The organism is Alcaligenes sp. SORT26 (assembly GCF_017377875.1).
Lineage (GTDB): Bacteria > Pseudomonadota > Gammaproteobacteria > Burkholderiales > Burkholderiaceae_B > Alcaligenes > Alcaligenes parafaecalis.
The window spans coordinates 199533-224535 of the sequence record NZ_CP070975.1 but is presented as its reverse complement, the minus strand read 5'-3'; the positions used below and the strand labels follow the sequence as shown (position 1 = coordinate 224535).

Below are 25003 nucleotides of genomic sequence, written 5' to 3'. Positions count from 1 at the left end.
TAAATCCAAAGAAAACTCTAGTGGCTGACCGGCAAGATGGTGATCATGTCCGTGCCAGGGTGCTCAATCGTGACCGAGCCGGTGGTGGCGCTACGCGCCTGCTCGCGATACATGGAAGGAATATGACTGCGTTTGACCACTTGCTGGAAACGCCCCTGGGCATCGAACTGAAGCCACAGTTCCTGTCGGAAATACACCGCATCAGTTGCCAGGGTTGTGCCCTGGAACCACACGGCCATTTCACTACCATCGAGCTGTCGGTAGACCTGATGCGGGCGGCCTTGCAAAGACAGTTCCGCATCAGCACGAGTACTTTGGCCCAGAGTCAGATCATTCAAACCTGAGGCCTTGAAGGAGAAACCCTGGGTGGCACACGCTGCCAGGGTTAACAAGCACAAGCCTATCAGCGTCTTACGTCCCCGCCCGACCCAGGTACTCAGTCGGGTGCAAGACATTAAAACTCCTCCCAATCATCGTCCGAGGACGCGCTGTTTTGCTTGCCGCTCAAATCGGGGCGCAACAGACGCTGACTATCGTCTTGAGCCGCCGAGGCTTTGGCTGCTGGTGCGGCCTTGGCAGGCGCCGACAAACCTTTGGTCGCACTGCCTGGCTTGGCCGCCGATGCGCTGCCTTTCAAGGAAGGACTGCGACGCTGTTCGGACTCGGACGATGTGGCAGCGGCACTGCGGCGGTTCGCCACACGGCGGGCGCTGACATCAATCACTTCCGTACCGGGCGAGCGGAAAAAGCCAATAGCCTGATTAACCTTGGTGACCTGTTCGCTCAGGCCGGAGGATGCCAGAGCCGCCTGCTCCACCAAACGGGCGTTGTACTGCGTGGTTTCATCCATTTGAGAGACGGCACGGTTCACCTGATCAATCCCGGAGGACTGTTCAATGGTGGCAGCGGTAATCTCACCCATGATGTCGGTCACGCGGCGCACGGAGTCCACAATTTCCTGCATGGTGGCACCGGCTCGTTCCACCTGCGAAGAGCCTTCCGTAACTTTGCGTACCGAGTCTTCGATCAAGCCAGTAATTTCACGGGCAGCCTGCGCACTACGCTGCGCCAGGGCTCGCACTTCAGCGGCCACAACGGCAAAGCCCTTGCCCTGCTCACCCGCACGGGCAGCTTCTACCGCTGCATTCAGTGCCAGAATATTGGTCTGGAACGCAATGCTGTCGATCACGCCCACGATGTCGGAAATCTTGTTGGAACTGGCCGAAATGCCTTGCATGGTCGCCACCACTTCATTGACGGCACTGCCGCCACGGTGCGCCACATCCGAGGCGGTTGCGGCCAACTGGTTGGCTTGCTGGGCGTTGTCAGCGTTCTGGCGCACAGTACCCGCCAGTTGTTCCATGCTGGCAGCGGTCTGCTGCAAGGAAGCGGCCTGCTCTTCTGTGCGGCTGCTGATATTGGTATTGCCCTGAGCAATTTCCTGAGCACCGGCGTGGATCTCTTCCAGGCCCAGACGCACCGTGGTGGTGGTCTTGACCAGGGATTCCTGCATGCGGCCCAGAGACTCGAACAACTCGCCGATCTCATTGGCCGTCAAGACGCGGATACGTTGTGTCAGGTCGCCTTTGGCAATGGCATCAAAGTAAGCGGCAAAGTCGCCCAGGGGACGCACCACACGACGGAAAAAATAGCTGATGGCAGCCAGACCCAACAACACCGCCAGAACCAGCACCACCGTCAACACGATATTGAACGTGCTCTGCTGCTCCTGCAAGGTGCGCATGACCTTGTCACCCGAGCCCAGCGCGAGCAAGCCGTGAAAGTAATACAGCGCCCAGCCTGCCATGGCAACGGTCAATGCCATCAGAGCAGCAATACAAAAGGTCATGCCGACCTTCAGACTCAAATTCTTAAAAAGCATAGAAGATTCCTGCACGTGGTGCTTGACTGCCGATTAAGGAAAAACCACCCAAAAAAAAAGGAGCTCAATCCTAGCGATTCATATTGAACAAGCTCATGCTCTGAATGGTCTGGAACGCCAGGGCTGACATTTCCAGAGCCGCCTTGCGCAACTGCAACTGGGTGGACGCATCAAAGGGATTCAGATCTTCCAGTCGCGACAGCTCATTGGTGTAACTCAGTGCTCGTGCCGTCCCGTTGGCGCTCAAGGCATCAATCTCGTTCATGCGTGTACCGACCGAGGAAATCACCGTCTGCACGTTGTCAAAGTTCTCGCCAATACGCTGCATGGCCGAGTTCATGACGTTGCGGAACTCGGCCTGGGCAGCCGGATCTCCGCTAATGGGCTTGCGCAGCGCCTCGACCACCGTTTGCAAGGTGTTGAACATATTCATGTCGCCCGAGCTGGTGCTATCCACCGAGCTGACCTCGAAACTGTCGCCTACGGCAGGCTTGCCTTCAATCTGAACACTGACGCCACCTGGCAAGCTGATGCGCTGACGCTCATTTTCATCCAGCACGCCCTGACTGACCACCGCACCGTTAACCTCGATGTCGTACTCGGTCTCCGAGGTAAAGCGAATGGTGTAATTGGCTTCTGCACCTGGCAGGGAAGAGTTTCCGTTAGGGGCGCTGACGACCGCCGAACCCGTATTACCATTGGCCTGCGTGAAGTAGGCGGTGGAACCGGGATTGGCACGCTCAAAAATGTCACGGCCATGATCCGCCGAATCCATCTGACGGGTCTGGTCCACCTGAATATCGCGGCCATTCGTATCGCCGGTGTAGGAAAAGGTATTGCCTGTACGCTCGAAAGCCTGGGTAGAGCCTTTGGCACCGGAGAACAAATACTGGCCCGAGCCATCCTTGGTATTGGCAAAACCGAACAAGGTCTCCAAGGCACTTTCCATCACCGTTGCCAAGGTGCTGCGATCAGCATCAGACATGGTGCCGGTCGATGCTTCTACCAAACGGGTCTGAATGCCCTGCAACTGCAAGTTGACGGCATTCAACAAGTTTTCTTCTTCACCCAGAGAACGCATGGCCACTTCACGGTTTTCACCGTAGCGCTTGTCCATGGCCTGAGCTTGCGCCAGGTTAATGGTCTGCGCGGAGGCCAAAGGGTCATCCGAGGGCGTGATCATCCGTTGTTGCGTGCTCATCTGCTGAAACACACGCATCAGATCGGACTGCTGCTTGTTGATCGAGTTCAGGCCCGTCTGAAAGAAAAGAGAAGAACTAATACGCATAGCAAGGTTCCAATTTCAAGACTAAAGAGCCGTACTTAACTACGAAGGCCCAACAGGGTGTCAAACATCTGCGAGCTGACATCAATCAGGCGGGCAGCGGCCTGGTACTGCTCCTGAAAACGCTGGAGCATGATGTATTCCTCGTCCTTGTTCACACCGGACAGGGATTGCTGGGCAGCGTAGTTCTGCTCGATCAGTTTCAGTTGCGCTTTGGCTGCCGTCCCGTTTTGCTGCGTTTGCACGGCAATACGGTTCACGATCTGGCCAAAAGAGTCGTTCAGGCTCAAAGAGCCATCGGCCAGCACTTTGGTATTACGCAAGTCCGCCAGTTTCTGGGCAATCGCGCCGTTAGCCGTGCCGGTATCTTTATCCGCTGCCGCCAGATCCTGAGGGCGCTTGATTTCCACCTGCAAGCTGCTGCCTGCATTGACGGTAGGCTGAAGCAACCAGGAATCACCATCCTGGGATTTGGTTTTCAGGCTGGACACATCAATTTCCAGGCCATCCACACGCGTAATGCCGCCGTTCTTGTCCGGACCGTTCAAGGCAGTGACGTCATTGCTGGTCAAGTTACGCAACTGGAAACGCCCATCCACACGTTCGATACGGTAGTTATCCCCCGTCAGCTTGTCGACGGGCTGGGTGTAGCCTTTGCTGGGGTCAGCCGGATCAATCGGGTCTTTGTAAAAAGACACACCAGGAACACCGCTGCTGACCGGGTTATTGCCATTGGCCAGAACTTTGGGACCGCTGACGCTGAACAGGTCTTTACCAGGCTCACCTTTCAAGTCCACGCCTTGGCGGTGAATATCGTTCACCGCGTGGGCCAAGCCCACAGCCAGACGACCCAGGCTGTTGATGGCCGGTTCCAGACTTTCCTGGCGGAACTGCAACAAGCCACCCAAGGTGCCGCCTTTAACCGTTCCTTCGCGGAACTCGGACACGACCATCTTGCCGTCCACGTTCAAGGCGGAGGTAAAACCAACCACCATACGCTCGGGGTTTTCTGCCGAACGCACCGCGTGCAAGGGGTAAACATTTCCGCCACCCAGCAGCATCTGGCCGCCTACGGTGGTGACGCTCAGTCGGCCATCCTGCTCGACGGTACGCACGTCAACCAATTGGCCCAGTTCGGCCACCAGTTGTTCGCGCTGGTCCAGCAAATCGTTAGGCTCATGACCCGGTGTGGTGCCTTTGGCAGCCACAATCTGTTTATTGACGTTATCAATACGTTCCAGATAGCTGTTGATCTGGGTAACGGTGGTGCCAATCTGGGTATTGATGTTTTCGTTGACGCGGTTCATGTAGGACGTGGCGTCACGAATCTGGGTTGCCAGACTTTCCGCACGGCCCAGCAACTCCTGGCGTGCCGAGGAATCCGCAGGCTGCGAAGCCACCGCTTCCAGACCATTGAAGAAATTCTGCAAGGCGGGGCTGATGCCCACGGTGCGGTCCGAGAACAGATTGTCCAACTGGGCAATTTCCGTGCCGTAGCTGACCAGAGCAGCACCGGCCGTTTGCGAGCGCACCAGTTGCTGATACAGAAAGTTGTCGTGGGAGCGCTGTACGGTGACCACCTGTACACCACGGCCGTAGTAACCGCCACTGCTCCCTACCGAGCCAGCCGTCTCAACCAGGACCGATTGGCGGTTATAACCCGCGGTATCGATATTATTAATATTGTGGCCCGTCACCTGCATGCGCTTTTGAGCGGCAAACAAGCCGGAAATACCAAGGTTGGCGAGATTCATATCAAATCCTTTCTGTCCTGCCCGGCCCGTAGTGTCCAAGGCGAAAAATGAACATGCTGCTTTTTAACGACCACCCTGGTGCAATATTTAGACCTGCATTAATAATTAAGACTTGCCGCCATCAAAGTAGGCCATGATGGAGATCAGTTTTTTCGCGTAGGAAGGGTCGGTGGCATAACCCGCATCCTGAATACGCTGTGCCGCCTCCTGGGGCGAGCTCGCTTGTTTTACGCTTTCATAGCGTTTGTTATTACCAATCAGGTTTGCATAATCGGCAAAGGACTCGGCATAGGAGTCATAGGCGCGGAAGGTTTGCGTCATCTTGCGCGCCACCCCGTTCTGATACTCGGTAGTCATCACGTCTACCGTCTTGCCCTTCCAGGATGGCGAGGCCTTGATCCCGAACAGGTTGTGGCTGGTAGAGCCGTCAGCGTGCATGATTTCACGCTTGCCCCAGCCCGATTCCAGGGCGGCCTGGCTCAAAATCAGCTTGGCGGGAACGCCACTGTCTTGCGCCGCCACTTTGGCCGCCGTATTCATGCGGTCCACAAACTGGCGGATATGGTTAGGCGCACCCTGAATCGAGGAATACACGCGCTGAACCGTATTGTTGTTGCTGAGCTTGTCGATCAATTCGGCAATCGAAGCAGCATCAATGGAGCGGTCATTCGGCATGCGCGAACGCAGATCAGGACGACGTGAACGGGCGGCTTCCGGGTCATGGGATGCGACACCAAAAGGCTCGCTACCCTGTCCACTCATCTGAGCTTGCAAGGCCTTGGCCAAGCCGATACCGGGGTCGGACAACTGCATGGCCAACTGCTCATCACCCAGGCTTTGCGCCATACGCACAGACTGCGTATCGAACATGCCACCTTCAGGATTTGCAGCCCGTGCCTGCTTCAAAATATTCTGAATAAACAGGGACTCGAACTGACGAGCCACTTGCAACTGCGTGCTTTGATTCTGGCTGTCCTGCCCGGCTTGCCGACGTAACTGGGCCAGTTGCTGAGGGTCAAAAATCGACACCTGCGCACTGGCGCCCGGACGTGGGAAGTACTGCACCGTCATTAGATGATCTCCAAATCAGCCCGCAAAGCGCCCGCGCTTTTCAGGTTTTGCAAAATGGACAACAAGTCTTGAGGGGTTGCACCCAAGGCATTGAGCGCGCGCACCACATCGGCCAGATTGGCACTGGTTTTCACGCGTTGCAGCGAACCACTGTCACTGCGCATTTCAATCTGCGTGCTATCGGCCACCACGGTCTGACCACCACCAAACGGTGTGTCTGGCTGGCTGACCTGCGGCTGGCGACTGATGACCACGGACAGATTGCCGTAAGCAATCGCGGCCTCATCAATCGTCACCGTGCGGTTCATGACCACCGAGCCGGTACGTGCATTGATCACCACACGAGCCCGTGCTGGCGGCAAGTTCACTTGCAGGTTTTCAACATGGGAAATAAAGGCGGTCTGGGCCTGCGGGTCCAAGGGACCGCGCACCTGAATCAGACGGCCATCCAGAGCCGTCGCGGTAGAAGGACCAAACTGCTTGTTCAGAGCCGCGACGACGTTCTGGGCAGAACCAAAGTCTGAGGAATTCATCTCCAGATTGATCACGCCATCTCGTGCATACGTGGTTGGCACGCTCTGCTCAACGGTCGCGCCGCTGGGAATCGTGCCGCCATTCAACTGATTGACTTGCACACTGGAACCACCGGCCTCAGCCCCTGCCCCACCTACCAGCAAGTTGCCTTGGGCAATGGCGTAGACCTGGCCGTTCGCCCCTTTCAGCGGCGTCATCAACAAGGTGCCACCGCGCAGGCTTTTGGCATTCCCCATGGAGGACACCACCACATCCACGGATTGGCCGGGACGGGCAAAGGCAGGCAGACGCGCCGTCACCATGACGGCAGCCACGTTCTTGAGCTGCATATTGCTGCCCTGGGGAATCGTCACCCCTAACTGGGACAGCATATTGGTCAAACTTTGCTGGGTGAATGGCGCCTGACGCACCTGGTCGCCACTGCCATCCAGCCCGACGACCAGGCCGTAACCGATCAACGGGTTGTCACGCACGCCCTGAATGGATGCCAGATCCTTGATGCGCTCAGCCTGGCTGGCTGATGCCAGCAACAGACCGGCCGCCAGCAAGGCTGCTTGCAACACAGGGCGATAAGAGAAAAAACGAGTACGACGCATGGAGAAGGCCATAACAAGCAAAAGGCTCAGAACGGGGAAATATTCAGGAAGAAACGCTGTAGCCAGCCCATGGTCTGGACTTCGTCCATAACCCCTTTGCTACGAAACTCGATACGGGCATCCGCCACTTGGGTGGAGGACACGGTATTGCTGCCTGTAATGGAACGCGGGTCCACCACGCCGGAAAAGCGGATATGCTCGCTACCCCGGTTAATGGCGATTTGCTTTTCACCGGCCACCTGCAAATTCCCGTTGGGCAACACGCCGACCACGGTGGTGGTCAAAGTGCCACTAAAGGTATTGTCAGCACGGCTGGAACCCTTGCCCTGAGCCTTGTTCGAGCCCGAGACTTCAAAGTTCTGCTTGCTGCCCACTTCGTTAGGCAGGAAGGCCGGGACGCCAGTAAAGTCCAGACCACCGCTGCCCGTCCGATCCGTATTGGTCGAGACGTTTTTGGCGGCGTTGGTACGCTCCTGGATCATGATGGTGACAATGTCGCCCACATTACGGGGCCGTCTGTCTTCAAACAGCGGATAGCTACCATAGGCCGAGGGTTGGTAGATGGAGCCATTGGCCACGACCGCAGCGGGAATGGCGGGTGGCGGGGCCGCCGTCAAGGGGCCAGTCACCACATCTTCAGGTGGCACCAGCGCACAACCGGACAGGGCCACGACCGCACACAGCGCAAGACGGCTCATCAGAGCTTGGAACATTGTCACGATCTCTTTAGATTTACATCTGTGTCAGGCGAGCCAACATCTGGTCGACTGTTGAAACGGCCTTGCTGTTGATTTCGTATGCGCGCTGGGTGCTGATCATATTGACCAGTTCCTCGGCCACGTTCACGTTGGACGTTTCGTTGTACTTGTGCATGACCAGACCCGCGCCATCCATACCTGGCTGCAGGAAGTTGGCGGCACCTGATGCATCGGTTTCGATGTACAAGTTCTCGCCCTTGCTTTGCAGACCGGCCGGATTCACGAAGGTGCTCAGTTGCAACTGGCCCACTTCCACGCTGGCACCGGCTGCGCCGGGTTGCGTCACCGACACGGTTCCATCCGGGGCAATGGTCAGTTCCAGCGCATTGTCCGGAATGTTGATAGGAGGCTGAATGGGGTAGCCGCCTGCCGTGGTCAACTGACCATTCTGGTCGCGCTGCAAGCTGCCATCACGAGTGTAGGCAAAGGTGCCGTCAGGCATTTCCACTTGCAGGAAGCCGCTGCCTTGAATGGCGATATCCATATTGTGGCCCGTGTGCTTCATATCACCCTGGGTATGGATACGCTCGGTTGCCACGGTGCGCACACCGGTACCGATCTGCAAGCCGGTAGGCAACTGGTTGGCCGCACCAACCTGAGCACCAGGCTGACGCAGGGTTTGATACATCAGGTCTTCAAACAACGCACGGGTCCGTTTGAAACCGACGGTGTTCACGTTGGCCAAGTTATTGGAGATAACGTCCATATTGGTCTGCTGAGCTTCCAGACCAGTCTTGGCAATCCACAGAGAGCGAATCATGTGTGTGTAATCCTTGAACTAAAACACGCGCAATCAGCGCGGCTTAGCCGTTAAATGAAAGGAGAGAGTTGGCCCGATCTTCGCGTGCACCGGCATCCTGGATGATCTTCATCTGGGTTTCAAAGCGACGGGAGTTGGCAATCATGGCCACCATCGCTTCAGCCGGGTTCACATTGCTTTTCTCAATAAAGCCCGAGACCATGCTCACCGAAGGGTCTGGCTGGGCCACACCCCCAGTACTCAAGCGGAACAAACCATCCTGACCGCGCAGCAAATCGGCAGCGGGAGGATTGACCATCTTCAACTGGCCCATGACCTGGATATCGCGCGGATTGTCACCGGCGCCCAGCGCGGTCAGTTGACCATCGCTGGAGAAAGTGACCGTGCCGCGATCCGGGATTTCAATGGCTTGCCCATCGGTGCTGAGCACGGGCAAACCGGCCTGTGTCACCAACTGGTTCTGGGCGTTCACGACCAGATCGCCTGCCCGCGTATAGGCTTCCTGCCCATCAAGCGCACGCACGGCAAACCAGCCCTCGCCCGCAATGGCCACATCCAGCGCATTGCCGGTTTCGGCCATGGCGCCGGGCTGAAAACGGCTGCCCGGCGTCACGGTGGCAGTGGCCACACGAGTTTGCGAACCCACATCACTGGTCACCGGCACGGACCGGTAATACGCCAACTGCTGGCGAAAACCGGAGGTGTTGACGTTGGCCAAGTTGTTGGTAATGACGTCTTGCTGTTCCAGCGTGCGCTGGGCGCCATTCATGGCGGTATAAATCAGGCGATCCATGACAGCTCTTAACGCAGGTTGACCAGGGTTTGCAGAACCTGATCCTGCGTCTTGATGGTCTGGGCATTAGCCTGGTAGGTACGCTGGGCAATAATCATATTGACCAGTTCCTGCCCCATGTCCACGTTGGAATCTTCCACCGCCTGCCCTTTGATCGAGGCCAGACCGTTTTCGCCAGGACGACCCAGAATAGGCTGACCCGATTCACCAGTTTCAGTCCAGGCATTACCGCCCACGGGACGCAGACCTTGCAAGTTGCTGAAGTCGGCCAGAACCAAAGAACCCAAACGCTGAGTAACACCGTTGGTGTAGGCGGCGACCATGGTGCCGTCCTTGTCGATGCTCATGCTGGCGTACTCACCCGTGGCGTAACCGTCCTGGTAAGGCTTGCCCTTGGCAAACTCGCCACCGAACTGCGTGGTGCCGGTGTAGCGTACGTCAAACACCAGATCATCTGCAGGCGAAGCACTACCACCCGGATTCGCCAAGGTCAGATTGACGGTAGCGGGATTGGGGCTGGTCATCACGCCTGAGCCATTAAAGGTCATGGTGGCGCTGGCAGGCGACAAAGGCTTGCTGCCTTCCATGTAGTACACCTCCCACACACTTTCGCCCGCCGCATTGGCAGGGCGCTTGACGAAGTACTGGGAGATCTCGTGGCTATTACCCAGCGAGTCGTACACCGAATAGCTCATCGAATTGCTATAGGTGGTGTTGTCTGCGGGATTGAAGGTATTGATCGCGACGGTTTCCATATCAGGCTCCATCACGGGCTCCATGACAGGATTGCCGCTGCCGTCCAGAACAGGGTCGCCATTGGCGTCCAGCTTGGGCGCCATTTCAGGATTGCCGTTGGCATCCAGCTTGGGCTTGAAAACCAGATCGCCATTGGCATCTGTTTTTTGCTGCGTCTTGGAGGTGGGAATCACCGCGGCATCCGCAGGCAAGTTGGGCTTGAAATCCAGAGCCGTGGTTGCCTTGGGAGGCACGTTGGCCGACGGCACTTGCAGGCGCTGCAATTGGCTGCCGCCCACGCCGTAACCCGTCAGGTAATGCCCTTGCGCATTGATCAGGTAACCGGCCTTGTCCGGATAGAACTGGCCATTACGCGAGAACAGCACCGCGCCATTGCTTTGCTCCAGACGGAACAGGCCTTTTTCGCCGTCAATCGCCATGTCGAACATATTGCCCGAGTTGCTGACGTTACCGACCGAAAAACGCTGGCTGACACGCGATACCTGCACACCCAGACCCACGCGCGAGTTGGCGTAGACGTCCGCAAACTGCACCGTCGAGGCCTTGTAGCCCACGGTTCCCGAGTTGGCGATGTTATTGCCGATAGAATCCAGGTTTTGGGAGGCGGCGTTCAAGCCACTCAATCCTTGTCCGAAGCTCATGAATTTTCCTTTTAATGTCGTGTTGGCCCAGCCCGCTTATGGGGCGAGCGGCGCTTACATGATTTTGCGTATATCCAGCAGGGAGAACGAACCCGCCAGGCCAAGATCCAGCATCAAACCGCTAGAGGTGTAAGCCACGCTATCGACCTTGCCATGCGTCAATGGGCTGGCTGTGACGGCAGTGCCATCGTTACTGGCCAGCACACTGACGGTGTACGCACCATCGGCCAGCGGTGAACCATCGTTATCCAGGCCATCCCACTCTTTGGAATAGACTCCGGCTTTCATCGGGCCTTCATCAAACTCGCGCACCACCTTGCCGCTGCTATCCTTGATAAAGATCTTGGTTGATGTCGTACCGCTCACCAGGTCAATACCAAAAGGCATCGCGACTTTCTCACCTTCCTGGTTCGTACCCAGTGCGACTTTCTCGCCCGGCACCAAGACCTCTTTGCCAATCAGATTGGCGGCCTGCATGGACTGGCTGACATCCATCTGCCCGGCCACAGCCATCAAGGTGGTATTCAATTGCTGAATCCCGGCTACCGTGGACATCTGCGCCATTTGGGTCGTGACCTGGGCGTTATCCATGGGGTTCAAAGGATCCTGATTGCGCAACTGCGTAATCAACATGGTCAGAAAGCGGTCTTCCGTCTCTGCCATGGCGCTTTTGTTGCGGGCATCCACCCCGGCCATCGCCCCTGCGGTAGGGTCCAGGGCCGTGCGATCGTTATTCACTGTGCTCATGCTTTATCTTCCGTAATCCGGCTTACTGACCAATAGTCAAGGTGCGCAACATCAGATTCTTGGAGGTGTTCACCACTTCCACATTGGCCTGATACGAACGCGATGCGGCCAGCATATTCACGGTCTCGGCCACTACATCTACGTTGGGCAAAGTTACGTAGCCTTGCGCGTCGGCGTACGGGTTGCTGGGGTCGTATTGCAGGCGGCCGGGGGCATCGCTTTCCTGCACACCCACCACTTGCACGCCACCAATGGGGCTATTGCCCTGGGGGGTCATCTGAAACACAACCTGGCGAGCCTTGTAAGGCTGGCCATCCGGCCCGACCACGCTATCGGCGTTAGCCAGGTTGCTGGCCGACACGTTCAAGCGCTGGGATTGCGCCGTCATGGCAGAACCGGCAATCTGAAAAATACTGAAACTGGACATGAGGACTCGCTATTACTGTTGCAAGGCAGCCATCAAGCCTTTCAAACGCTGGGAAGCCAGGTTGATCGTGCTTTGATAGTGCAAGGTGTTATCGGCAAATTGCATGCGCTCCACATCCATCTCGACCGTATTGCCATCAAGGGAAGGTTGCACAGGGACGCGATACAGCAACTCGTCAGTACTGGGCAGGCGGGCTGCCTGGGCAGGAATATGGCGAGCCGAGGTCAGGGACAAGCTGGTATTGGGCAATGCCATCTGGCCCTGCCCCCCTAAAGCGGCCTTCAAGGTGGCCGTAAAGTCCATATCCCGAGCCTTGTAATTAGGCGTGTCGGCATTGGCAATATTGGAGGCCAGCACTTCCTGGCGCTCCTGGCGCACAGCCAGGGCCGTCTGGTAAAACTTCAGGTGCTCACCGATGCGATCAATCATGGAGTCAAGCCAATATTCTGTGTTCAAGTTTGAGATCCAGTGAACGCGCGCACGCCTTTTCACCGCCATAACAGAATGGTAGCCAGAGGCACCCCATCACAAACCCGGGAACAAAACGCTATTTATCGGCCAGTTCAGCTCTTGACCTGGCGGCTGAGTCCGTAAAATTCAGCCATGACCTTATATAGACTCCTGATCTGCGTATGCCTGTTCACCCTGGGTGCGACAGCGCCGGTGCGCGCTCAAGAGACGGTCCAGCCCTTAAGCGTGCAAGCCATGCAGGATCAGGCACAGGACTATTTGCTCAAGCAGGCGCAGATGTATCCCGGCATCGCCACGATCACCCTGGATAGCTCGCGCCTGAGCGCTATGCCCGCCTGCACCCAGAACCAGATTTTTCTGCCCAGCGGCCAGCGCCTGCGCTCACGCATGAGTATTGGCGTGCGCTGCCTGAGCCCGCAAAGCTGGAGCACCTCTATTAGTGCGACGCTTTCAATTCAGGGGCAGTACTACGTCACCAACCGGCGTATCAATCCGGGCGAGACCATTAATCAGGACGATCTGATTGAGCGCGAGGGAGATTTGCTGGGCTTGGCCAATGGCGTGGTCATTGATCCCAACCAGATCATTGGGTATGTCGCCAGCCAGCGCATCCCCTTGGGCAACGCCGTACGCGCCTCGGCCCTGCGCGATCCGCAGTCAGTCACACGAGGGCAAACTGTACGCACCATTGCGCGTGGCATGGGTTTTGTTGCCACTGGCGAGGGCCAGGCCCTGCAAAGCGGCGCCCCGGGCACCCAGATTCAGATCAAGGCCAGTTCAGGGCAAGTGATTTCGGCCACCGTCCTGGATGCGTCTACGGTTCAGGTCATTCTCTAAACTAAATCCGATGAGCATGCTAAAGTTTGCGTCCAGAGCGCCGTTACAAGATCAACGCAAAGAACAGGCCGCACGGAGAAACACGTGAAGATCAGCCCCTCCCCCCTCAAAACGCCCCTTGCTGAAACGTCTGCCACCGAGCGCAGCACGACAGCCTCTCGTACGCGCCAGGCGTACAACAACAGCAGCAGCACCAGCGAAGTGGACTTCAGCGCTGCAGCACGCCAGCTCAATTCGCTGCAAGACAGCAGCGCCGACGTTGACATGAAAAAAGTCGAGGCCTTGCGCGAGGCCATTGCAGCAGGCGAGCTCAAAATTGATACCAGTCGGATTGCCGACTCCCTGATTGCCTCCGTGCGCGATCTTCTCAAGTAATCACCTGAAACGGCCATGTCTTTGCAAACCTGTCTTGCCGATCAAACCCGGACCCTGCTCGACTTTGAGCAGCTTCTGCTAGAAGAAAACACGCTGCTGTTACGCGCCTTTGAGCCACCCGAACTGGCTCAGATCACTTTGCGCAAATATCAGTTGGTAGAGCGCATCGAACAATTGGAACAGGTCCGCGCCCAGCTCCTGCAAGAGCGCGAACTGGAAGACAATCTGCAAGGCCTGCGCTACGCGGTTGAAGAAGACGAGCTGGAAGAAGAGCTGGAGCAGCTCATTGCACTGAGCGAGAAGGTCCGAAACTCCAGCGACAACAACCGCATCCTGGTGGATACCTTTCTGACAGATACCCAGCAAAACCTGGACGCACTGGAAGCCTTCACGGGACGCAATACCTTTTACGATGCGTCCGGCAAAACTCAGAGTACGCAGTCTTCCTTGAGTTTGAAGGTTTAGAACTGAGCAAACGCCAGCAGCGTCATGCCGAATACTGAAAGAGAAGCAGGCCAAGCCAAAGCCCTACTCTGACAGATATAAAAAAAGCCTGCCGTTTGGCAGGCTTTTTCAATCTCGCTGGATTTAACTCATCGCCTCTTTCAGCACCAGCATCTTCACCAGTGCATCCACCGACTGCCCGGACTTCAGACCCGGTTTGCCCAGCAAACGCGCGCTGAGTTGGCGTACACCCAAATTATCGGGCGCTTGTAACAAGTCCCACGAAGCCAGGGTTAATTGTGCGGCCGCCAGCAGATTCAATTCTTCTTCAAACTCGGAATTGCTGACAGGCAAAATGCCACGTACGGTGCCCAGCAGTCGCGCCATTTCCTGTACTTCGCTGCGCAGCATCATGTAGCAGGCCAGGCTGGCCGGGGCGATGGCCTCGGAGCCTGCACGTTGGTGCATCAGGGCAAAGCGGGTTTTCAGCACTTTGCCATCATGGCGACGCACCGTGCGCAGAATGATCAGATCCAGATGCACGGGCTCGGCGTTGCGTTGTCGCAGTTGCACCGGCTCCACGGCGTACCACAAAGCAATTTCACCCAGCTTGGCGCGGCCCAAGGTTTCCAGATGCAGGCGGGCTGCCAGATCAGGAATAGCGTGAAAAGACAACTGTTTACCCAAGGCATTGGGTGTGGTCTTGCCATCTTTATGCCACAGCGATGTCGCACCTGGAATCAGGGCCAGCCAATCGGCTTCCATATCGGCCCATTGACGCCACATGGTGGGCGATCCGCCCTCGAAAATATGCAGCAAATTTACAGGCTGGGCCTGGGTATTCAAAATCTGCATGGCCTGGTTCAGCGCCTGCGTGGGGCCAGGCTTTTCCATGCTGCGCACGCCACGCACATCCGACCATTGCGACGGTGTTTGACGTTGGTAGTACGGAACGCTCAAGGCCTGGCCTTTGGGGCTGAACAAGAAGCTGAACGAGCACTGCTCCTGGCCGTCCGCCGCTTGATGATCAGCATGGATCACCAGCAGACGGGAAACATTGCCTTCACTGACTTCCTGGCACGCAGCACGCATCAAGCCTTCAGCCCGCTGCGCCGCTGCCCCGTCCTGAACGGGGGCATTGGGAGTATGCAGGTCGCGCCAGAAATCATAGGCTTCGGCGCAGGCCAGACGCTCATCCAGATCCGCCGCTGCGCGACGGGCCTGTTCCAGAGCGATAGGCCCACCAGCCGAGGCCGCCGACAAAAGACGCGGCAAAACGCGGGCGCGACGGTCTTCCTCGGCTTGTTGCTCTTGAGCCGATTGGCCACCGCTTTCCAGCAAAGCCGCCAGATCACCAGAGCTGGGCGCGTACAAGGGCCGTTGGCTCTCGCGCACTTGCAAAGCAGAGTCGACCAGTTCAGCCGCGCTCATGAAGCGCAAATCTTCCGGGACTTTTTGACCGTTAGAGACGTAATGAATAGGCAGTTTGAAGCGGATAGCGGTATCCAAAGGACCGCCCAATTTGATCGCTTCATCTACTTTGGAGATGATGCAGCCGCTTAGCGGTGTGCCGCCATCCTGGGTGTAGCTGCGGGCAACTTCGTCCAGCGTATCGCCCTGGCTAGCGGCATTGAGCACCAGCAGTCGTTGCACACGGCGTCCGGCACCGGCCAGCAAAGCGGCTTGCTCACGCACATAACGGTCACGCTGGCTGATGCCCATATTGTCAATCAGGATGACCTGATCAGGCCTCACGCCCAGCATCACACTGCGCAGTTGAGCGACGTCTTGCACGATATGAACGGCTACCCGCATCAGGTCGCCATAAATCTTCAATTGTTCGTGCGCACCAATTCGATAGGTATCGGTTGTTAGCAACACGACTTTATCGGGACCAAAACGACGCACTGCACGGGCTGCCAACTTGGCCAGAGTGGTGGTTTTACCCACGCCTGTCGGCCCCACCAGGGCCAGAGCCAGACCCGGCTGCCACAAGGTATCTTCCGAACGCAAAACCGGCAAATGGGTTTCCAGTTCAGTCCGCACCCACTGCAAAGCGGCACGCGCACCCAGTTCTTCAGGCAAGCGCTTGAGCATGGCACGCAGCAAGGCGGTACTGAAACCCTGCGACAACAGGCTCTGGAACAGATTGACGGCCACAGGCGAGCGGCGCATCTGATGGCTCCAGACCAGATCGTCCATGCGTCCTTCCAGAGCACCGCGCAATGCCCCGATCGCGCCCATGACATTATCAGCCGCAGGCGGCGCAGCCATTTCCTGCTGACGAATACCTGCCGCTTGATGTGGCACATTGCCCGGCATGGGAGCGCGCTCGGTGGCACCACCGGGCACAGAGCTGGAATCGGTCGCCAGAATCTCGACCCCGCCATTGACTCGACGGTTGGAGACAATCAAGGCCTCAGGCCCCAGCGCCAGGCGCACCTGACGCATGGCTTCACGGCTGGTACTACCAAAAAAGCGACTTATATTCATTCAGACTGACCAATAATGGTGGTGACCCGAAGGATGCGTTCTTCAGGGATTTCAGCGTTGGACAAGACACCCAGTTGTGGAATGTGATGACGCAAGAAACGGGACAAGGTGGCCCGCAAAATCGGTGGGACGACCAGCACAGGCGGGTCCCCATGCTCTTCCTGGAACTGGGCGGCACGCATGGCATCGGTCAGCACGGACTCGGCCAGACCCGGCTCCAGGGCACCGCTACTGGTCAGCGCCTGCGTCATTACCCGCTCCAGACGGGCATCCAGACCGATCACACGCAACTCGCCCTCGCCGGGGAACCACTGCTGCACAATGGCGCGGCCCAAGGCAACCCGCAGAACCGAGAGCAGCTCGCCCGCTTCATGGCCGGGAGCAACCGCACCGGGGGCCAGAATACGAGGCGCATGTTCAGCCAAGGTTTCCACAATGCTGCGCATATCGCGAATCGGCACATCTTCGGCCAACAGACCGCGCAAGACTTTAAGCAAGAGACTGAGAGAAAGCGTTTGCGGTACAAAATCTTCGACCAGCTTGGGCGCTTCGCGACCCACGTGATCCAGCAACTGTTGCACTTCCTGACGGCCCAGCAAATCGGCTCCATGACGATGCAGCAAATGATTGATATGGGTCGCAATTACGGTACTGGCATCCACCACGGTGTAGCCCGCAATCTGGGCCTGTTCACGTAGGCTGACATCCACCCAGACCGCTGGCAGCCCAAAGGCCGGATCTGTCGTGGGCGTACCGGGCAACTTCATGGTCACCCCACCGGGATCAATCGCCAGCCATTGCCCCGGCGTGGCGGTGCCACGGCCAATTTCCACCCCGGCCAGCAAGATGCGGTAATCGTTGGGCTTCAGCTCCAGATTGTCCCGAATGTGAACCACGGGCGGCAAAAAGCCGACTTCCTGTGCGAACTTTTTACGCAAGCTGCGGATGCGATGCAGCAACTCGCCATTTTGTGCATGGTCCACCAAGGAGATCAGCCGGTAGCCCACTTCCAGACCCAGAGGGTCCACCATGGAAACGTCATTCCAGCTTGCTTCGCTAGCCGCTGAATCTGCCGCAGCCTGGACCTCATCATTAGGCTCGTTGGCCTGTTGCACCTGTTCGGCCTGATGTTTTTTCATCATCCAGGCACCCGCGCCCAAAATGGCGGCCAAGAGCAAGAAGACCAGATTGGGCATGCCGGGAATCAAACCCATCAGCCCCAGAATCCCGGCCGTGATGTACAGCACCATGGGATTGCTAAAAAGCTGGCTGACCATCTGCTGGCCCACGTCCTGATCAGTGGCCACACGCGAGACCACCACACCGGCTGCGGTAGAAATAATCAGGGCTGGAATCTGTGCGACCAGGCCATCACCTATGGTCAGCAAGGTATAGACGCGACCTGCTTCCGAGAAGGACAAGCCGTGCTGCAAGACGCCGATAATCAGGCCACCAATCACGTTGATCACCATGATCAGCAGACCGGCGACCGCATCCCCACGCACAAACTTACTGGCACCGTCCATGGAGCCGTAGAACTCGGCCTCTTGCGAGACTTCAGTCCGACGACGACGCGCATCGTCCTCGCCGATCAGGCCAGCATTCAGATCGGCGTCAATGGCCATCTGCTTGCCCGGCAAGGCGTCCAGCGTAAAGCGTGCGCCCACTTCTGCAATACGGCCCGCACCCTTGGTAATCACCACAAAGTTGATGATGACCAGAATCACAAACACGATCAGGCCAACAGCAAAGTTCCCGCCCACCAGAAAGTGACCAAAGGCCTCAATCACCTGACCGGCGGCATCCGGGCCTTTGTGGCCGTTCATCAGCACCACCCGCGTGGAGGCCACGTTCAGGGCCAGACGCAACAAGGTGGCAAACAGCAGCACCGCCGGGAAAGCCGCAAAATCCAGTGGCTTTTTGGTGAACATGGCCACCAGCAAGATCATGACGGCCAGGGCGATGTTAAAGGTAAACAGCAGGTCCAGCAGAAACGGAGGCAAGGGCAGAATCATCATGGCCATGACCATGAGGATCAGTATCGGGCCCGCTAGAAGCCGGGCGTGTTGACCACCGTTTTGTTTCAGTGAGGCAAAAAAATTGTTCATTGCTTTTAGTGTTTGCGCGAACGCAGTGGACCTTCATCCATGCCAGTCGGCACCTTCAATCGGGTAGGCACAATCGGGCGCTCGCCCTGCCCTTTGTTCCAGTTACGAAGCTGATAAACCCAGGCCAGCACTTCGGCCACGGCCGAGTACAAATCCACCGGAATCTCGCGCTCCAGTTCGACGTTGAAGTACAAAGCCCGCGCCAGCGCGGGAGCCTCCAGTGTCGCCACCTTATTTTCTGCTGCCAGCCCACGAATCTTGGCGGCAATCAAACCTGTTCCCTTGGCAACCACACGCGGCGCGGCGCTCTTGCCATCCTGATACTTCAAGGCCACCGCATAATGCGTCGGGTTGGTCACCACCACATCAGCACCGGGCACCTGGGACATCATGCGCGAACGGGCCATGGACCGTTGCTGCTGCCGGATGCGCCCTTTCACATGCGGATCGCCCTCACTTTCCTTGTGCTCTTCCTTTACATCCTGGCGTGACATGCGCAGCTTCTTGTAAAAACTCCACAACTGCCAGGGCGCATCAATCAGCACAATCACCAGCAGGCTGGCGGCAATCAAGGCACAGCACTTGATGATCAGCGTCATCCCCGTGGCAATGGCCGCCGTAGGATGCACATACATCAAGGCCGTCATCTGCTCGCGCTCGGTCCAGATCACATAGACGGCAACGGAACCCACCAGACCGGCTTTGGCCAAGGTCTTGATCAGCTCCACCACGGTCTGCATCGAAAACATGCGCTTGATGCCCTTGGCCGGATTCATGCGCTCGAACTTGGGCTGCAAGGCCTTGCCGCTAAAGCTCATCCCACCCAAGGCAATAGACGCAAAAATCGCTACGACCACCAGCAACAGGAATAAAGGCGCCAGGCCTTTCAAAGCCTCCCCGGCCAGACCGGCCGCTTGCACCACCATCGCGCTGGGATCATGCGCAACACGCGGATCAAACCAGACGCTACGGCGCACAATGCCGCCAAAGGTTTCGTACAAATAGCTGGCCCCGACCCAGATTCCGCCAATTCCAGCCAGCAGCATCAGGAAGGTCGTCAGCTCTCTGGAACGCGCCACCTGCCCTTCTTCCCGCGCCTTTTCCAGGCGCCGGGGTGAGGCCGGTTCTGTTTTTTCGAGATCGCTGTCTTCTGCCATGGACTGCCAAGACGCAGGAATTGAAAGGATGAATCACGCGCCCAGCACGAATATCGCGTTCGCACTGCAGGCCGCGGGGTCATTCTAAAAGAGCGCAGCGGCTCTGATAGCGCGGAGAAAGCCCGATAAAAGCAGGCTGTTCCCCACAAGCAAAAAGGCGCTGCAAGGTGCAGCGCCTTTATCAAGCGAACTCAGGATGCGAGTGGGGACGCGGATTAAAAGCCCAGATTGGCGAGCAAATCGTCCACCTGATCCTGGCTGGTAACCACTTCCGAGGCCACCGGCGAGACCACTGGCCCATTGATAAGGCTTTGAGTTTCTTCGCGTTTTTCGGTGGGCACGTTATCGACCAGCACCTGGACCAGCTCGGTCTCGATGGTGCCGACCACGCCCAGCATGCGCGTGATCACCTGCCCGGTCAGATCCTGAAAATCCTGGGCCATGATGATTTCCAGCAGATTGTCCTGCGTCTGCTGGGCCTTGACAGGCACATCACGCAAGAAACCTCGGGTGCGCTTGACCAGCTCGCGGGCCTGATCCTGGTCCAGCGGCTGTTCAAACCACTGTTCCCATTCGGCATCCAGTGCCTGGGCATCCTCTTGCAAGGACTCCTGCAAAGGACGCACCTGCTCGGCCGCGTTCAGAACGCGGTTAGCGGCTTGCTCGGTCATGCGAGCCACATAGTGCAGACGATCACGGGCATCCGGAATCGCGTGCGCGGCATCTTTAATGGCCTGATCCAGCCCCAGTTCGCGCATGCTTTCCCGCAGCAGGCGGGTCAGGTTGGCAATGCGGTAGACCAGATCAACCGGTACGCTCTGGGGGTCGGGATGATTCGGTGTTTGCTGTGGATCCATGACGTACTCCGTATTAACCGCCCATTTTCTCGAAGATCTTGTTCAGCTTCTCTTCCAGGGTTGCGGCGGTAAAAGGTTTGACGACGTAGCCATTGGCGCCCGCCTGGGCGGCGGCAATAATGTTTTCTTTCTTGGCTTCGGCAGTGACCATCAGCACCGGCAAGGAAGCCAGGCTGGCATCGGCACGAATCTGCTTGAGCATTTCCAGCCCATCCAGATTCGGCATGTTCCAGTCAGAGACCACGAACTCGAAATTGCCATTACGCAATTTCTCCAGGCCCATCTGACCATCCTCTGCTTCGTCCACGTTCTCGTAGCCCAGATCCTTGAGCAGGTTCTTGATGATCCGGCGCATGGTGGGAAAGTCATCGACGACGAGAATCTTTATATTTTTTTGTACCATTTACATTCTCCAAATGAGTAGCATGCCAGTGCGTTCAGGCCCGTTTATACACGGTGCCCAAAGGCCCCCACACTAGCTAGAATTCGTTCGCTAATCTGCCCCAAAGGTAAGGCGATATCCGCGGCGCCAATTTGCAAGGCTTCGCGCGGCATACCAAACACCACGCTGGTAGCCTCGTCCTGGGCAAAGGTCATGGCACCGGCTTGCTTCATGGCCAGCAAACCTTGCGCACCGTCCTTGCCCATGCCGGTCAGGATCACACCCACCGCATTGCGGCCAGCCAGCTCGGCGGCAGAGTGAAACAGCACATCGACTGAGGGACGGTGGCGATTGACGGGTTCGCTGTCCACCAGCTTGACCACATAGTTGGCACCCGAACGGGCCAGCTTCATATGGGCCACGCCGCCGGGAGCCAAATACACGTGGCCAGGCAAGACGCGCTGACCATCTTCAGCCTCGTGCACCTGCATGGAGCACAGACCATCCAGACGGTTCACAAACGAGCGCGTGAAACCGGCAGGCATATGTTGGGTAATCATGATGGCCGGGCAGTTGGCGGGCAAAGGCTCCAGCACCTGGCGAATGGCTTCAGTGCCGCCCGTGGACGCACCGATCATGATCAGTTTTTCAGTGGTCGAGAAGTTGTGTGTCAGGCGACGCGCCGGGGCCGAGCCCGCGGTAGCCGGTGCCGCACGACGTGGGCGCGCAATGGAAGCAGCACGGATTTTGTCGGCAATCAGATCCGAGTAATCCAGCAAACCATCGCGCAGGCCCAGCTTGGGCTTGGTCACAAAGTCCACCGCGCCCAGCTCCAGAGCACGCAAGGTCACATCCGAATTGCGCTCCGTCAGCGAGGACACCATCACCACGGGCATGGGACGCAAGCGCATCAAGCGCTCCAGAAAGTCCAGCCCGTCCATGCGCGGCATCTCGACGTCCAGCGTCAGCACATCCGGATTGTGTTCCTTGATCAGCTCGCGCGCCACCAGCGGATCGGGGGCTACTGCCACCACTTCCATGTCCGCATGACTATTGATAATTTCCACCATCAGGCTGCGCACCAGGGCGGAATCGTCTACACACAAAACTCGAATTTTCTTCATGCTACTCATAATCCCGATATCAAGCGCCAACAGAGCTCAGGGCTTGGTAAGACTCTTCAGACCCTAGTTCCGGACATACACCGTCTGACCCAGCAAACGAAACGCCTTGGTCAGGTAGGAGAAGTTCTCGGAGTGCCCCACAAACAACAGGCCGCCCGGTTTGGTCACCGCGGCGAATCGTTCCAGGATGCGCGTCTGATCTTCCCGGTCAAAATAAATCATGGTGTTTCTACAGAAGATCACATCAAAACGGCTGGAAGACGGCCAGGCCGGACCCACCAGGTTGAACTCCTCGAACTCCACCATATTGCGCAACACGGGTTTGACACGCGCCAAGCCCTTGCGAGCGCCCACACCACGCTGAAAATAACGCGGCAGCCACAGATCGGGAACGGGCTGAATGCGCTCCAGGGTGTACATGCCCTGACGGGCCTTGTCCAAGGCCGCCGAATCGATATCACTGGCCAGGATGGAGACATTCACATCGGGCGACGGGCAGTGTTCGCGCACCGTCATGGCGATGGAATAGGCTTCCTCGCCGGTCGAGGCGGCACTGCACCAGATATCCAGGGGTTTGCCGCGGGTGCTGACAAACTTGCCCAGGATATCGAAGTGGTGCTGCTCGCGAAAAAACGCGGTGTGATTGATGGTGAACGCGTTGACGAAGTCTTGCCATTCCTGGCTGTGGGTATCCTGCTCCAGAATATCCAGGTACTGACGTACCTCCCGCATGCCTGCGTTCTGACTGCGCATTCCCAAGGTGCGCGCCACCATATCTTCTTTGTGGGTACCTAAGATGATGCCCGCATACGACTTGAGCAAGCGCGCGGCTCGCTCACAGTCGGCCCTCGAGGCTTGCGGGATCGAGGGCAATGTATAAACAAAAGGTTCCACAGATGTGCTCATATGACTACAGGCTGGCCAAGGTCCCGCTAAAAGGCCCCGTCGACAAGCGCTCGCTGGAACGCAAACGCTCCGGTTCGGACGCATCAAACGGATCATCAATAATGTCTTGCGCGCCCACTTTGAATGCCGACACGGCATCGGACAAACGGGTGGCCTGATCCTGCAAGGACCCTGCCGCTGCTGTTGCCTGCTCCACCAGAGCCGCGTTTTGCTGCACAACCACATCCATTTGTGCAACGGCCCGATTAACCTGCTCAATACCTTCGGACTGCTCGTTCGAGGCCGAGGAAATTTCCGCCATGATGGTCGTCACGCTCTGAACCGAGCTGACAACTTCCATGACCACCTTGCCCGCTTCATCCACCTGACGGGTGCCTTCTTTGACTTTGGCCAAAGACTGCTCGATCAAGCCTTTGATCTCACGCGCGGCCTGCGCACTGCGCTGGGCCAGACTACGTACTTCACCGGCCACTACCGCAAAACCCTTGCCTTGCTCACCAGCACGGGCAGCTTCTACCGCTGCATTCAGGGCCAGAATATTGGTCTGGAACGCAATGCCGTCGATCACGTTCACAATCTGGGCGATTTGCCCGGAACTGGCCGACAGGTCTTCCATGGTTTGCACCACGGTAGAGACAGCCTGACCACCGCGCAGCGCCACTTCCGACGCATTCTTGGCAACCTGATCCGCTTGCTGCGCATTATCCGAGTTCTGACGCACGGTGCTGGCCAACTGCTCCATACTGGCGGCGGTTTGCTGCAAGGACGCGGCCTGCTCTTCAGTACGGCTGCTCAAATCCGTATTGCCTACATAGATTTCATGCGAGCCAAAGGTAATTTCTTCCACGCCCTGGCGCACCGTCATCACCATGGCTTGCAGGCTGCTCTGCATACGACGTACCGCGTCGTACAACACCCCGATTTCATTGGTGGACTTCACTTCCACGCGCTGGGTCAAATCCCCGCTGGCGATACGATCAAAGTGCGCACCGGCCAGACGCAAGGGGCGCAGTACCATGCGATTCAGGAACACATACACGGCCAGCGAAATAAACAGACAGAGCACCATGGCCAGACCCACCAGACGAATCACCATGTTGTACTGATCATTTTCTTTCTGATATTGCGTATCAATAGAGCGCTGCTGGGCTTCCTGCAAAGTATTCAAGGCACTGTACAAGTCCTCTTCCAGGAACTTGGTCGTCGTGGCCACGTAGCTGCGGAAACCGGCAATATCACCCTGCTCCAGATAGGCAATCAAGGGCAGCACACCGCCTTGCATCAGGGACATGAAGGCCGCATCCACGCGCTGGTAATAGTCGTTAGTACCTTCCAGTTGAGTGGCCACACCCTGATATTCAAAGAAAGCTTCCTGGGCCTGCTCAAACTGCTTGCGCGTGGCATCCAGCGCGTCACGGGTCGCCGTGCTGATCGCCGAGGCCTTGGGCGCGCCATCGCTCCACTCGGCCATCAGATCCTGATTTTGCAGATCATTGGTGACCACGTAGCTGATGGCCGCTCGTCCAATCAGGGTTTGGGTCTCTTTGTAGCGCTCGATGGCCTGATACATGGCCGAGCCTACGCGCTGGTTGACCACGATGCTTTGCAGCGCACCGTTATTGGCGCGCAGGGACAAAATCCCCAGGGCCGCACCTGCCACCAACATAGCTAAAAAAAACACCAGTACCAGAATCAGACTGGTCCGCACCTTCAGATTGGTCAAACGTAATCCATCCAGCATTGCAAGCACCTTGTCTAGAGTAGATCCGAACATCAGAGGCGCTTGTGACGCCTCCCCCGACCCGAACAATCCTTGAAGGACCCGTTAGAACAAGTCCCCGCTAC

The 25003-nt window shown here is 57.4% G+C and carries 24 protein-coding genes; 3 read left to right on the top strand and 21 right to left on the bottom strand.

The genetic code is table 11. The annotated features are described in order from the left end of the window. Positions 1-17 precede the first annotated feature (17 nt). From JYG33_RS01015 to flgB, 13 genes are all read right to left on the bottom strand, one after another. The gene (locus JYG33_RS01015; RefSeq protein WP_207873776.1) at positions 18-455 is read right to left on the bottom strand and encodes a hypothetical protein; all 438 of its coding nucleotides are present in this window, start codon (positions 453-455) and stop codon (positions 18-20) included. Beyond that, positions 455-1882 carry a methyl-accepting chemotaxis protein gene (locus tag JYG33_RS01010; RefSeq protein ID WP_243430234.1) on the bottom strand — a complete coding sequence of 476 codons (1428 nt, stop codon included), beginning with the start codon at positions 1880-1882 and terminating at the stop codon, positions 455-457. The genes JYG33_RS01015 and JYG33_RS01010 overlap by 1 nt, the downstream gene beginning before the upstream one ends. A 70-nt stretch (positions 1883-1952) precedes the next feature. Then, positions 1953-3170 carry a flagellar hook-associated protein FlgL gene (flgL, locus tag JYG33_RS01005; RefSeq protein ID WP_207873775.1) on the bottom strand — a complete coding sequence of 406 codons (1218 nt, stop codon included), beginning with the start codon at positions 3168-3170 and terminating at the stop codon, positions 1953-1955. Positions 3171-3205: 35 nt separating this feature from the next. Then, positions 3206-4921 (bottom strand): flagellar hook-associated protein FlgK, encoded by a 1716-nt coding sequence (gene flgK, locus JYG33_RS01000; protein ID WP_207873774.1) that lies wholly within the window; start codon positions 4919-4921, stop codon positions 3206-3208. Positions 4922-5026: 105 nt separating this feature from the next. Further along, the gene (gene flgJ / locus JYG33_RS00995; protein ID WP_207873773.1) at positions 5027-5992 is read right to left on the bottom strand and encodes a flagellar assembly peptidoglycan hydrolase FlgJ; all 966 of its coding nucleotides are present in this window, start codon (positions 5990-5992) and stop codon (positions 5027-5029) included. Continuing rightward, positions 5992-7122: a flagellar basal body P-ring protein FlgI gene (locus tag JYG33_RS00990; protein ID WP_243430233.1), complete on the bottom strand. Its 1131-nt coding sequence runs from the start codon at positions 7120-7122 to the stop codon at positions 5992-5994. Before JYG33_RS00990 ends, flgJ begins: the two co-directional genes overlap by 1 nt. A gap of 26 nt (positions 7123-7148) precedes the next feature. Further along, complete coding sequence (locus tag JYG33_RS00985) at positions 7149-7835, bottom strand: flagellar basal body L-ring protein FlgH (RefSeq protein ID WP_207873772.1); 687 nt, start codon at positions 7833-7835, stop codon at positions 7149-7151. A 19-nt stretch (positions 7836-7854) separates the two neighbouring features. After that, positions 7855-8640 carry a flagellar basal-body rod protein FlgG gene (flgG, locus tag JYG33_RS00980; RefSeq protein ID WP_207873771.1) on the bottom strand — a complete coding sequence of 262 codons (786 nt, stop codon included), beginning with the start codon at positions 8638-8640 and terminating at the stop codon, positions 7855-7857. Positions 8641-8683: 43 nt separating this feature from the next. After that, positions 8684-9433, bottom strand: coding sequence for a flagellar basal-body rod protein FlgF (flgF, locus tag JYG33_RS00975; protein WP_207873770.1), 750 nt, complete (start codon positions 9431-9433; stop codon positions 8684-8686). 8 nt (positions 9434-9441) lie between these two features. Then, positions 9442-10830: a flagellar hook protein FlgE gene (locus JYG33_RS00970; RefSeq protein WP_207873769.1), complete on the bottom strand. Its 1389-nt coding sequence runs from the start codon at positions 10828-10830 to the stop codon at positions 9442-9444. 54 nt (positions 10831-10884) lie between these two features. Then, positions 10885-11577: a flagellar hook capping FlgD N-terminal domain-containing protein gene (locus JYG33_RS00965; RefSeq protein WP_207873768.1), complete on the bottom strand. Its 693-nt coding sequence runs from the start codon at positions 11575-11577 to the stop codon at positions 10885-10887. Positions 11578-11599: 22 nt separating this feature from the next. Next, on the bottom strand, positions 11600-12004 hold the full coding sequence (flgC, locus tag JYG33_RS00960) for a flagellar basal body rod protein FlgC (RefSeq protein ID WP_207873767.1): 405 nt from the start codon (positions 12002-12004) through the stop codon (positions 11600-11602). Positions 12005-12016: 12 nt separating this feature from the next. Beyond that, on the bottom strand, positions 12017-12433 hold the full coding sequence (gene flgB / locus JYG33_RS00955) for a flagellar basal body rod protein FlgB (RefSeq protein WP_207873766.1): 417 nt from the start codon (positions 12431-12433) through the stop codon (positions 12017-12019). 174 nt (positions 12434-12607) lie between these two features. On the opposite strand from flgB, the gene flgA reads away from it, so the two are divergent. The 3 genes from flgA (at position 12608) to flgN (ending at position 14152) form a co-directional block, all read left to right on the top strand. Beyond that, the gene (gene flgA / locus JYG33_RS00950) at positions 12608-13312 is read left to right on the top strand and encodes a flagellar basal body P-ring formation chaperone FlgA (protein WP_207873765.1); all 705 of its coding nucleotides are present in this window, start codon (positions 12608-12610) and stop codon (positions 13310-13312) included. An 84-nt stretch (positions 13313-13396) separates the two neighbouring features. Then, the gene (gene flgM, locus JYG33_RS00945) at positions 13397-13687 is read left to right on the top strand and encodes a flagellar biosynthesis anti-sigma factor FlgM (RefSeq protein ID WP_207873764.1); all 291 of its coding nucleotides are present in this window, start codon (positions 13397-13399) and stop codon (positions 13685-13687) included. A 15-nt stretch (positions 13688-13702) separates the two neighbouring features. After that, the gene (gene flgN / locus JYG33_RS00940) at positions 13703-14152 is read left to right on the top strand and encodes a flagellar export chaperone FlgN (RefSeq protein ID WP_207873763.1); all 450 of its coding nucleotides are present in this window, start codon (positions 13703-13705) and stop codon (positions 14150-14152) included. A gap of 123 nt (positions 14153-14275) precedes the next feature. Here flgN and flhF read toward each other — a convergent pair whose 3' ends face one another. The 8 genes from flhF to JYG33_RS00900 all read right to left on the bottom strand — a co-directional run bounded on the left by flhF (position 14276) and on the right by JYG33_RS00900 (position 24899). After that, on the bottom strand, positions 14276-16624 hold the full coding sequence (flhF, locus tag JYG33_RS00935; protein ID WP_207873762.1) for a flagellar biosynthesis protein FlhF: 2349 nt from the start codon (positions 16622-16624) through the stop codon (positions 14276-14278). Next, entirely contained in the window at positions 16621-18732 is a 2112-nt protein-coding gene (gene flhA, locus JYG33_RS00930) for a flagellar biosynthesis protein FlhA (RefSeq protein ID WP_207873761.1), read from the bottom strand. Before flhA ends, flhF begins: the two co-directional genes overlap by 4 nt. A gap of 5 nt (positions 18733-18737) precedes the next feature. Continuing rightward, entirely contained in the window at positions 18738-19889 is a 1152-nt protein-coding gene (gene flhB / locus JYG33_RS00925) for a flagellar biosynthesis protein FlhB (RefSeq protein WP_207873760.1), read from the bottom strand. A gap of 215 nt (positions 19890-20104) precedes the next feature. Next, positions 20105-20746, bottom strand: coding sequence for a protein phosphatase CheZ (gene cheZ, locus JYG33_RS00920; RefSeq protein WP_021446830.1), 642 nt, complete (start codon positions 20744-20746; stop codon positions 20105-20107). A 13-nt stretch (positions 20747-20759) separates the two neighbouring features. Beyond that, a complete protein-coding gene (gene cheY / locus JYG33_RS00915) occupies positions 20760-21149 on the bottom strand; it encodes a chemotaxis response regulator CheY (protein ID WP_207873759.1) in 390 nt (129 codons plus the stop codon). 44 nt (positions 21150-21193) lie between these two features. Further along, complete coding sequence (locus JYG33_RS00910; protein ID WP_207873758.1) at positions 21194-22252, bottom strand: chemotaxis response regulator protein-glutamate methylesterase; 1059 nt, start codon at positions 22250-22252, stop codon at positions 21194-21196. Between the two features lie 63 nt (positions 22253-22315). Next, positions 22316-23158: a CheR family methyltransferase gene (locus JYG33_RS00905; RefSeq protein WP_222668598.1), complete on the bottom strand. Its 843-nt coding sequence runs from the start codon at positions 23156-23158 to the stop codon at positions 22316-22318. A 4-nt stretch (positions 23159-23162) separates the two neighbouring features. After that, positions 23163-24899: a methyl-accepting chemotaxis protein gene (locus JYG33_RS00900; protein ID WP_207873757.1), complete on the bottom strand. Its 1737-nt coding sequence runs from the start codon at positions 24897-24899 to the stop codon at positions 23163-23165. Positions 24900-25003: the final 104 nt, after the last annotated feature.

Bases quoted from the DNA above. Each gene is read 5' to 3' on its own strand.
- JYG33_RS01015 (WP_207873776.1), bottom strand. From the start codon at position 455: ATGTCTTGCACCCGACTGAGTACCTGGGTCGGGCGGGGACGTAAGACG.
- JYG33_RS01010 (WP_243430234.1), bottom strand. From the start codon at position 1,882: ATGCTTTTTAAGAATTTGAGTCTGAAGGTCGGCATGACCTTTTGTATT.
- flgL (WP_207873775.1), bottom strand. From the start codon at position 3,170: ATGCGTATTAGTTCTTCTCTTTTCTTTCAGACGGGCCTGAACTCGATC.
- flgK (WP_207873774.1), bottom strand. From the start codon at position 4,921: ATGAATCTCGCCAACCTTGGTATTTCCGGCTTGTTTGCCGCTCAAAAG.
- flgJ (WP_207873773.1), bottom strand. From the start codon at position 5,992: ATGACGGTGCAGTACTTCCCACGTCCGGGCGCCAGTGCGCAGGTGTCG.
- JYG33_RS00990 (WP_243430233.1), bottom strand. From the start codon at position 7,122: ATGCGTCGTACTCGTTTTTTCTCTTATCGCCCTGTGTTGCAAGCAGCC.
- JYG33_RS00985 (WP_207873772.1), bottom strand. From the start codon at position 7,835: ATGTTCCAAGCTCTGATGAGCCGTCTTGCGCTGTGTGCGGTCGTGGCC.
- flgG (WP_207873771.1), bottom strand. From the start codon at position 8,640: ATGATTCGCTCTCTGTGGATTGCCAAGACTGGTCTGGAAGCTCAGCAG.
- flgF (WP_207873770.1), bottom strand. From the start codon at position 9,433: ATGGATCGCCTGATTTATACCGCCATGAATGGCGCCCAGCGCACGCTG.
- JYG33_RS00970 (WP_207873769.1), bottom strand. From the start codon at position 10,830: ATGAGCTTCGGACAAGGATTGAGTGGCTTGAACGCCGCCTCCCAAAAC.
- JYG33_RS00965 (WP_207873768.1), bottom strand. From the start codon at position 11,577: ATGAGCACAGTGAATAACGATCGCACGGCCCTGGACCCTACCGCAGGG.
- flgC (WP_207873767.1), bottom strand. From the start codon at position 12,004: ATGTCCAGTTTCAGTATTTTTCAGATTGCCGGTTCTGCCATGACGGCG.
- flgB (WP_207873766.1), bottom strand. From the start codon at position 12,433: ATGATTGATCGCATCGGTGAGCACCTGAAGTTTTACCAGACGGCCCTG.
- flgA (WP_207873765.1), top strand. From the start codon at position 12,608: ATGACCTTATATAGACTCCTGATCTGCGTATGCCTGTTCACCCTGGGT.
- flgN (WP_207873763.1), top strand. From the start codon at position 13,703: ATGTCTTTGCAAACCTGTCTTGCCGATCAAACCCGGACCCTGCTCGAC.
- flhF (WP_207873762.1), bottom strand. From the start codon at position 16,624: ATGAATATAAGTCGCTTTTTTGGTAGTACCAGCCGTGAAGCCATGCGT.
- flhA (WP_207873761.1), bottom strand. From the start codon at position 18,732: ATGAACAATTTTTTTGCCTCACTGAAACAAAACGGTGGTCAACACGCC.
- flhB (WP_207873760.1), bottom strand. From the start codon at position 19,889: ATGGCAGAAGACAGCGATCTCGAAAAAACAGAACCGGCCTCACCCCGG.
- cheZ (WP_021446830.1), bottom strand. From the start codon at position 20,746: ATGGATCCACAGCAAACACCGAATCATCCCGACCCCCAGAGCGTACCG.
- cheY (WP_207873759.1), bottom strand. From the start codon at position 21,149: ATGGTACAAAAAAATATAAAGATTCTCGTCGTCGATGACTTTCCCACC.
- JYG33_RS00910 (WP_207873758.1), bottom strand. From the start codon at position 22,252: ATGAAGAAAATTCGAGTTTTGTGTGTAGACGATTCCGCCCTGGTGCGC.
- JYG33_RS00905 (WP_222668598.1), bottom strand. From the start codon at position 23,158: ATGAGCACATCTGTGGAACCTTTTGTTTATACATTGCCCTCGATCCCG.
- JYG33_RS00900 (WP_207873757.1), bottom strand. From the start codon at position 24,899: ATGCTGGATGGATTACGTTTGACCAATCTGAAGGTGCGGACCAGTCTG.